The sequence below is a fragment of the Olsenella kribbiana genome (assembly GCF_036408795.1).
Classification (GTDB): domain Bacteria; phylum Actinomycetota; class Coriobacteriia; order Coriobacteriales; family Atopobiaceae; genus Olsenella_L; species Olsenella_L kribbiana.
Map to the genome: position 1 here is coordinate 1 of NZ_JAZGJP010000033.1, position 8,082 is coordinate 8,082.

The window sequence follows — 8,082 nt, forward strand, 5'->3', positions numbered from 1 at the left end:
CGGAATCTGCACACCGTTCCGGCAGGAAGGAGGCCGTGCACAGGCAGCTGCATCCGTTCGGCTAGCTGCAGGAATCCTGACCTGCCCCCGGAGTGTACGGATGACAGGTGAAATCAACCTTCCTCCATCGTTTCTGGATGGTTTGCTGAGCTGCGTAACAGGAATGTTTCAGAACGTGCAATAGTCTTGTACCCGAGGCTGGGTATATAGCCTTGTGGTCCGAAATCCATTGGGAAAGGATGGTTTCATGGCACGCATCTTCATCAGCCCCAGCAAGTACATCCAGGGTCCGGGAGAGCTCGACAACCTCGGCACCTATACAAAGGCCTATGGCGCAAAGCCTCTCGTGATCATCTCCGCAGGCGGCATCCGCCGCTTCGGCGACCGCGTGAAGGCAAGCCTCTCCGATGCAGGCTTGGCGCCTGTCTTCGAGGAGTTCAATGGCGAGTGCTCGCAGGACGAGATTGACCGCCTCTCTGCGCTCGCAAAGTCGAACGAGGCTGACGTCGTGATCGGCCTTGGCGGCGGCAAGATCTTCGATACGGCCAAGGCAGTCGCGAATGCCGTCGACGCCCCCGTCGTGATCGTCCCGACGATTGCTGCAACCGATGCTCCCTGCTCGGCGCTCTCCGTCGTCTATACGCCGGAAGGCCAGTTCAAGGAATACCAGTTCTTCAAGCACAACCCGAACCTCGTCCTTATGGACTCTGCTGTCATCGCGAAGAGCCCCTTGCGCCTCACGGTCTCCGGCATGGGCGACGCACTTGCCACCTACTTCGAGGCACGTGCCTGCAAGCGCTCCGATGCCACGACCTGCGCAGGCGGCCATGTGACGAATGCCGCCATGGCGCTAGCGAAGCTCTGCTTCGATACTCTCATGTCTGACGGCGTGAAGGCGAAGTGCGCCCTCGAGGCAGGAGCCCTGAGCGAATCTGTCGAGAAGATCATCGAGGCCAACACGCTGCTCTCCGGTCTCGGCTTCGAGTCTGCCGGCCTTGCCGGTGCCCATGCTATCCACAATGGCATGACAGCCATGCCTGAGACCCACAAGATGTATCACGGCGAGAAGGTCGCCTTCGGCACGATTTCCCAGCTCGTGCTCGAGGATGCGCCGGAGCTCGACGAGGTGCTGCTGTTCTGCGTCGAGGTCGGCCTTCCTGTCACCTTCAAGCAGCTCGGTGTCGAGGATGCCTCCTTCGAGCGCGTGCTCGAGGTCGCAAAGCTTGCCTGCGCCGACAACGACACGCTGCACAACATGCCGTTCGAGGTCACGCCGGAGAAGGTCGCCCATGCGATGCTCGCAGCCGATGCCCTCGGCCAGAAGGCGCTTGCCGACTGGAGCGACTAGCTTCGCCCACACAGAGTCAGGACAAGCGGTCCTCGCACCTAGGTGCGGGGACCGCTTTTCTGTGTCGTTGTCTCTCAACTCGACAGGCTTGGAGTACGAACTCGACAGGCACATCATCCAACTCGACAGCAAAGAAGGGCAGGCTCTGCAGCCTGCCCTTCTCCTTGAAGCTATGGATGAGTCCTTAGAGGACGCCTGCCTTGCGCTTTGCCTCGTCGATCTCCTTGAGCTGCTCAGGCGTCAGATGGATGGCACCTTCTCCTGTGCCATACGTCTTTCCGCCGTCAGCATCCGTCGTCTCGCCGTATGACGCATAGGCTCCCGTTGCCTTCGAGCCTTCGCGCACGAAGGAATCCTCGAGCTCGCCCGGGCGGCGCCTGTGGTAGACCGCACGCGGCAGCATGCTCTCGTTCGTGACCGGATCGTCGGGGTTCTCGAGATGGAAGCTCTCGGAGCGTCCATTCTTGAAGTTCTCCTTTGCGACCGAGATCATGAGCTTGATGCGGTTCAGCTGATTGACCTCGGAAGCGCCCGGGTCGTAGTCGACAGCGACGATGTTGCTCTCAGGGTGCATCTGGCGCAGGCGCTTGATCACGGACTTGCCGACGACGTGGTTCGGCAGGCATGCGAACGGCGAGCAGACGATGATGTTCGGCGTGCCGGACTCGATGAGGTCGCACATCTCGGCCGTCAGGAGCCAGCCCTCGCCCATCGTGTTGCAGAGCGACAGCACTTCCTTCGCCTTGTCCGCAAGGCTCCAGATCGAGCCATACGGCTCGAAGCGCTCCGACTTCTCGAGCATCTCGTCGATCGGCTTCCTCATGCCCTCGATCGCATCGATGCCGATCTTGTGCGTGAGGCGGCTCGTCGCCTTCGTGCCGAGCTCCTCCTTCATGTTGATCTGGTTCGAGAGGCCGAACAGGAAGAAGTCGACAAGGCCCGGGACGTCTGCCTCGCAGCCCTCGTTCTCGATGACGCGGACAACCTGGTTGTTCGCGGTCGGGTGGAACTTCACGAGGATCTCGCCGACGACACCGACGCGCGGCTTCGAGCGGTCGTTCTCGAGCGGCAGCGCATCGAACGCCTTGACCGTATCCTCGCAGAGACGGTAGAACGGCTTCGGCGAAGCGCTGTGGGAGAGCTGGATCTTGGCACGTTCCATGAACTCGTCGTAGAGCCTGTCGGCGCTCCCCTCTCTGGCCTCATAGGGGCGCACGCGGTACGTGCACTTCATGAGGAGATCGCCGTAGAGAAGGGCATAGACAGCCTTCGTGAGCAGGCGCGGGTTCTTGAGCGCCTTGAAGCCCGGGTTGCTCTCGTCGAGGTTCGTGGCAGCCGTAAGCGAGATGACCGGCACCTCGGGGTGGCCCGAATCCTTGAGCGCCTTCCTGATGAGGGCGATGTAGTTCGTTGCACGGCAGCCGCCGCCGGTCTGGGAGATCATGACAGCCGTACGGGAGAGATCGTACTTGCCCGAAAGGACCGCCTCCATGATCTGGCCCGTGACGAGGATCGACGGGTAGCAGATGTCGTTGTTCACGTACTTCAGGCCCGTGTCGACGGCCTTGTGGTCGACAGACGGGAGCAGCACGACGTTGTAGCCTTCGGAGCGAAGGATGGCTTCGACGATCTCGAAGTGCACAGGGGACATCTGCGGTGCCAGGATCGTGTAGCCCTCGTCCTGCATCTCCTCCGTGTAGCGCACCTTCTTGAAGGCAGCGCTCTTTGCCTCGCGGTAGACCGGCGTACGACGGGTGAGATCGGTCTTCCTTGCATGCTCGAGCGAGCCGTCAGCCATGTGGACGTTGACCGGTGCCACCTCATGCACCTTGCCGGCACGCGTCTCGCGCTCGAGCTCGGCACGCTCCTCCTTGAGGGCGGCCATGAGGGAGCGGACACGGATGCGGGCAGCGCCGAGGTTCGAGACCTCGTCGATCTTGAGCACGGTATAGATCTTGCCGGATGCCTCGAGGATCTCCTGGACCTCGTCGGTCGTGAGGGCATCAAGGCCGCAGCCGAAGCTCTGGAGCTGGATGAGGTCGAGGTCGTTCCTCTCTGCGACAAAGCGTGCCGCACGGTAGAGGCGGGAGTGGTACATCCACTGGTCGATGACGCGGATCGGGCGCTCGACAGGAACCTTGTGGGCGATGGAGTCCTCGGTAAGCACGGCGAAGCCGAAGCCATGCAGCATCTCGGGGATTGCATGGTTGATCTCGCCGTCGTTGTGGTACGGACGGCCTGCGAGGACGATGCCGTGGGCGTCGTTGTCCTCGATCCACTTCAGGGCATCGTCTCCTGCCTTGTGCATCGCGTTCTTGAAGTCGATGTCTGCCTGCCAGGCATAGTTCACGGCCTCGTCGATCTCTTCGCGCGTGATGTGGGAGCCACGGAAGCGGCCCTTGCCCTTGGCAGCATCCTCCTCGCGCTGGACAGAGACGACCTCGTAGAGCCTGCGCTTGAGCTCGTTCTTCTTGTCATACGGCAGGAACGGATCGAGGTACTCGACAGAGGGATCCGAGAGCTCGTCGATGTTGAGCTCCAGGGACTGCGGATAGGACATGACGATCGGGCAGTTGTAGTGGTTCGTGGCCGTATCGTCCTCGGCGCGCTCCCAGCGGATGCACGGCATCCAGATGAAGTCCGGATTCTTCGAGAGGAGGTTCATGATGTGGCCATGGCTGAGCTTTGCCGGATAGCAGACGCTCTCGGACGGCATCGACTCGGTGCCTGCTTCGTAGGTCTTCCTCGTCGTCCTGTCGGACAGGATGACCGAGAAGCCGAGCTTCGTGAAGAACGCATGCCAGAACGGATAGTTCTCGTACATGTTGAGGGCGCGAGGAATGCCGACAGTGCCGCGCGGTGCGGCATCAGGGTCGAGGCATTCGCGGTCGAACAGCAGATGGTTCTTGAACTCGAAGAGGTTTGGCGCCTTGCTCTGCTCCTTGACAGGCTTGCCAGAGCCTTTCTCGCAGCGGTTGCCCGTGATGAAGCGGCGGCCGTTGCCGAAGGAATTGATCGTGAGCAGGCAGTTGTTCGAGCAGCGTCCGCAGTGGGCGTTCGTGTGCTTGACCTTGAGGTTGTCGATCTCCTTGCGGGAGAGGATGGTGGAGACACCGTCTGCACCAGCACGGTCGCGGGCGAGGAGCGCTGCACCGTAGGCACCCATCGTGCCTGCGATGTCCGGCCTGATCACGTCGCGGCCGGTCAGGAGCTCGAAGGCACGCAGCGTCGCGTCGCTCATGAACGTGCCGCCCTGGACGACGACGTACTTGCCGATCTCGTCGTAGTCGCGCAGCTTGATGACCTTGAAGAGGGCATTCTTGATGACAGAGTAGGAAAGGCCGGCAGCGACATCGCCGATCGTGGCGCCTTCCTTCTGGGCCTGCTTGACGCGGGAGTTCATGAAGACAGTGCAGCGGCTGCCGAGGTCGACCGGGTGCTCGCCGCGGACTGCTGCCTTCGCGAATTCCTGTACCGTCATGCCCATGGAGTCAGCGAAGTTCGCGATGAAGGAGCCGCAGCCCGAAGAGCAGGCCTCGTTCAGGGCGATATGCTCGATGATGCCATTCTTCACCTGGAGGCACTTCATGTCCTGGCCGCCGATATCGAGGATGAAGTTGACATCGGGCACGAAGGCCTTGGCGCCACGCAGGTGCGCGACCGTCTCGATCTCGCCGGAGTCTGCCTGCAGGGCTTCGATCAGGATGCCCTCGCCGTAGCCGGTCGTCGTGACATGGCCAATCGTGCAGCCTTCCGGCAGATGGTCGTAGATGTCGTCCATGATCTTGCGGGCGGTGCCGAGGACATCGCCGTTGTTGTTGTCATACCACGTGTAGAGGAGCTCGCCGTCCTCGCCAACGACAGCTGCCTTCATCGTCGTGGAGCCGGCATCGAGGCCGATGAAGACACGGCCCTGGTAGCCCTCGAGCGTGCCCTTCGGCACGACCTGTGCGTCGTGGCGGGCACGGAACTCCTGGTAGTCCTTCTCCGTCTTGAAGAGCGGGTCGAGACGTGCGACCTCGGAGCCCTGCGTGTCGCCGAGGCTATCGAGCTTGTCGATGACCTCCTTAAACGTCACGGTATCGGTGGACTCGCCCGCAAGAGCTGCGCCGGTAGCGACAAAGAGGTGTGCGTTCTCGGGGACGATCCTGTGCTCCTCATCGAGGTTGAGCGTGATGTAGAAGCGCTTCCTCAGCTCGGAGAGATACTGGAGCGGGCCGCCCAGGAAGGCGACATAGCCACGGATCGGGTGTCCGCAGGCAAGGCCGGAGACCGTCTGGTTCGCGACAGCCTGGAAGATCGATGCTGCCACATCCTCGCGTGCTGCGCCCTCATTGAGGAGCGGCTGCACGTCGGACTTCGCGAAGACGCCGCAACGGGATGCAATCGGATAGATGTGCGTCGCACCCTTGGCAAGCTCGTTCAGTCCCGTGGCATCCGTCTCCATGAGGGAAGCCATCTGGTCGATGAAGGCACCGGTGCCGCCGGCACACGTGCCGTTCATGCGCTGCTCGATGCCATTGTCGAAGTAGATGATCTTGGCGTCCTCGCCGCCGAGCTCGATTGCGACATCCGTCTTGGGAATCAGGGACTCGACGGCACGCTTCGAGGCGATGACCTCCTGGACGAACTCGACGCCGAGCCACTTGGCGAGCAGCATGCCGCCGGAGCCCGTGATGGAGACACGCATCTTTGCATCTCCCAGGACCTTTTCGGCCTTCCTGAACACCTCGCGCGCCGTTGCCTTCACGTCCGTGTGGTGGCGCTCATAGTTTGCATAGACCAGATGCTCGTTCTCGTCGATGACAGCGAGCTTCACCGTCGTGGAGCCGACATCGATGCCGAGACGAAGACGGGCGTGGCGGAAATCGGCACGCTGCTTCGGCTTGAGCTCGGCACCCTCCTGCACGAGCGGCATCGCATAGTGGGCATTGCGCTCCGCCTGGACGGAATTGCCATTCTCGGTCATTCCTGCATCTCCTTCTTCTCCTGTGCCAGGTCTGCCAGATCGTCGAGGCAGGGCACGCCGAACTTGATCTTCTTGCCGTAGAGGTCGCCGGGGCGCACGAACATGAGCGCGGTCATCACGCATGCCATGAGGTGCGCCGGCTCTTCCATGCCGCTGCGCATCCAGCGCAGGAGCACGCCGACCTCGGCCGATATCGCGAATGTCAGATAGTAGTCGAAGAGCTCCTGGGGAATATCGAATACGACGCCTTCCTCGGCACGACCGCAGACGATCTCGAAGACTTTCTCTTTGATCTTCTCGACGAATCCCGGATCTCCGCCTGCACCCAGAAGGGCCGGCAGATAGCTTCTGCGCTCCTGGAAGTACTCGAGGAGCTCGACAGAGCCCGGGCACGGCTCGAAGTTCGAGATGGCGTCCTGGAGCTCGTCGAGGTTCGTCCTCGCAAGCCTCCTCACGAGGCAGCCGACTTCGGAGACGGTCTCCTCCTCGATCTGCCCAACGAGATCGTTGATGTCCTTGAAATGCGAATAGAAGGTACGCCTCGTCACGCCTGCCGTATCGGCAACCGCCTTAACCGTGACACGGGAGAGATCTCCTGTCTCCTCGATCTGGCGGGCAAGAGCGTCGCGCAGCGCCTGGCGCGTACGCACCGTGCGCCGGTCCTGGCCGGCACCGACGAGCGAAAGCTGCCTCTCTGCAGTCTGAGCCGTCATTTCAGGCACGCTCGCGGCCTCCTTTCCTGCTCTGTTTTTCACAGTGTGTGCAGAATTGCGCACTGTGCGTAGTATTGCACACCGTGAGCAAGAAATTCAGCCATTTGCGGACTGCACAGAAGCGGCACAGAGATGAAGCCTCAGCGTCCCGCAGCCTGCTGAGAGCAATCGTCGATGAGGCCTGGCTTGCGCGTGAGCGGCAAGGTCTTCTCGAGGTAGGAGATGCTTCTGGGCCAGGATGTCGCACAGACCGAGCCGAAGAGCGTGTCGAGCACATACTGCACAGCAAGATGCGACGCGAACTGCGTGATGCGCCGCTGGTAGCGCTCTGCATCGCTCACGAAGAGATAGCCGTCAAGGCCGGGATTGAGACGCGCTGCAGCAGGCGTCCCCACAAGAAAGGTCGGGACACCCCGCTCTGAGAGCACGGGAAGCGCACGTTCGAGTGCCATGGAGACGCCTGAGTAGGAGATGCCTATCGCGACACAGTCCTTCCCCATCAGGAGGGCGCAGCGGATCTGCCGCTCGGTATCTGCCTCGCAGCGTGCATCGATTCCGACCGAGAGCAGGCGGTCTGCGAACATGCTTGCCGGATAGCGGTTGTGCGATTCCGTGAAGAGCGCGACCTGGCGGGCCATGCAGATGAGGGATGCAGCGTGCTCGACCGTATCCATATCGAGCATGGACTGGGTCTGGGCAAGCGTCTGCTCGAAGACGGAGCGTATGCTTGCAGCCACCTCCCCTGCCGTCCATCCTTCGCCGAACGGAAAGTTGATGTCGGCTGTGCCAGCAGCCTGGGCACGCTCCAGGGAGCGCGCCATCTCGATCTTGAGCTCCTTCATGCCTTCGAGGCCGAGCTTGCGGCAGAGGCGGTGGATCGTCGCGATCGAGCAGTGGGCAGCCTGTGCGAGCTCCTTGATCGAATAGTCCGAAATGGCTGAGTACCTCCGGCATAGTTAGGCTCCCTGAACTGCAAACGGCTTAGGCAAGCTCGCAGGAAGCTTCGGCTGGACCGTGGCCGTGGCTGCGATGCCGGAGAGCGGGACATGCAT

4 protein-coding genes are annotated in these 8,082 nt (G+C 61.7%); 1 reads left to right on the forward strand and 3 read right to left on the reverse strand.

Annotation, left to right across the window (positions count from 1 at the left end; genetic code table 11):
* Positions 1 to 247 precede the first annotated feature (247 nt).
* On the forward strand, positions 248 to 1,348 hold the full coding sequence (locus VXJ24_RS11355; RefSeq protein ID WP_330973035.1) for a glycerol dehydrogenase: 1,101 nt from the start codon (positions 248 to 250) through the stop codon (positions 1,346 to 1,348).
* 184 nt (positions 1,349 to 1,532) lie between these two features.
* Here the strand turns inward: VXJ24_RS11355 and VXJ24_RS11360 are convergent, their stop codons facing one another.
* The 3 genes from VXJ24_RS11360 to VXJ24_RS11370 form a co-directional block, all read right to left on the reverse strand.
* Positions 1,533 to 6,317, reverse strand: coding sequence for an acyl-CoA dehydratase activase-related protein (locus tag VXJ24_RS11360; protein WP_330973036.1), 4,785 nt, complete (start codon positions 6,315 to 6,317; stop codon positions 1,533 to 1,535).
* On the reverse strand, positions 6,314 to 7,030 hold the full coding sequence (locus VXJ24_RS11365) for a TetR/AcrR family transcriptional regulator (RefSeq protein WP_330973037.1): 717 nt from the start codon (positions 7,028 to 7,030) through the stop codon (positions 6,314 to 6,316). The genes VXJ24_RS11360 and VXJ24_RS11365 overlap by 4 nt, the downstream gene beginning before the upstream one ends.
* 140 nt (positions 7,031 to 7,170) lie before the next feature.
* Positions 7,171 to 7,965 (reverse strand): MurR/RpiR family transcriptional regulator, encoded by a 795-nt coding sequence (locus tag VXJ24_RS11370; RefSeq protein ID WP_330973038.1) that lies wholly within the window; start codon positions 7,963 to 7,965, stop codon positions 7,171 to 7,173.
* Between the last annotated feature and the right edge of the window lie 117 nt (positions 7,966 to 8,082).

What these genes read in the sequence shown, in the direction of transcription:
- VXJ24_RS11355 (WP_330973035.1), top strand. Translation starts at nt 248, where the DNA reads ATGGCACGCATCTTCATCAGCCCCAGCAAGTACATCCAGGGTCCGGGA.
- VXJ24_RS11360 (WP_330973036.1), bottom strand. Translation starts at nt 6,317, where the DNA reads ATGACCGAGAATGGCAATTCCGTCCAGGCGGAGCGCAATGCCCACTAT.
- VXJ24_RS11365 (WP_330973037.1), bottom strand. Translation starts at nt 7,030, where the DNA reads ATGACGGCTCAGACTGCAGAGAGGCAGCTTTCGCTCGTCGGTGCCGGC.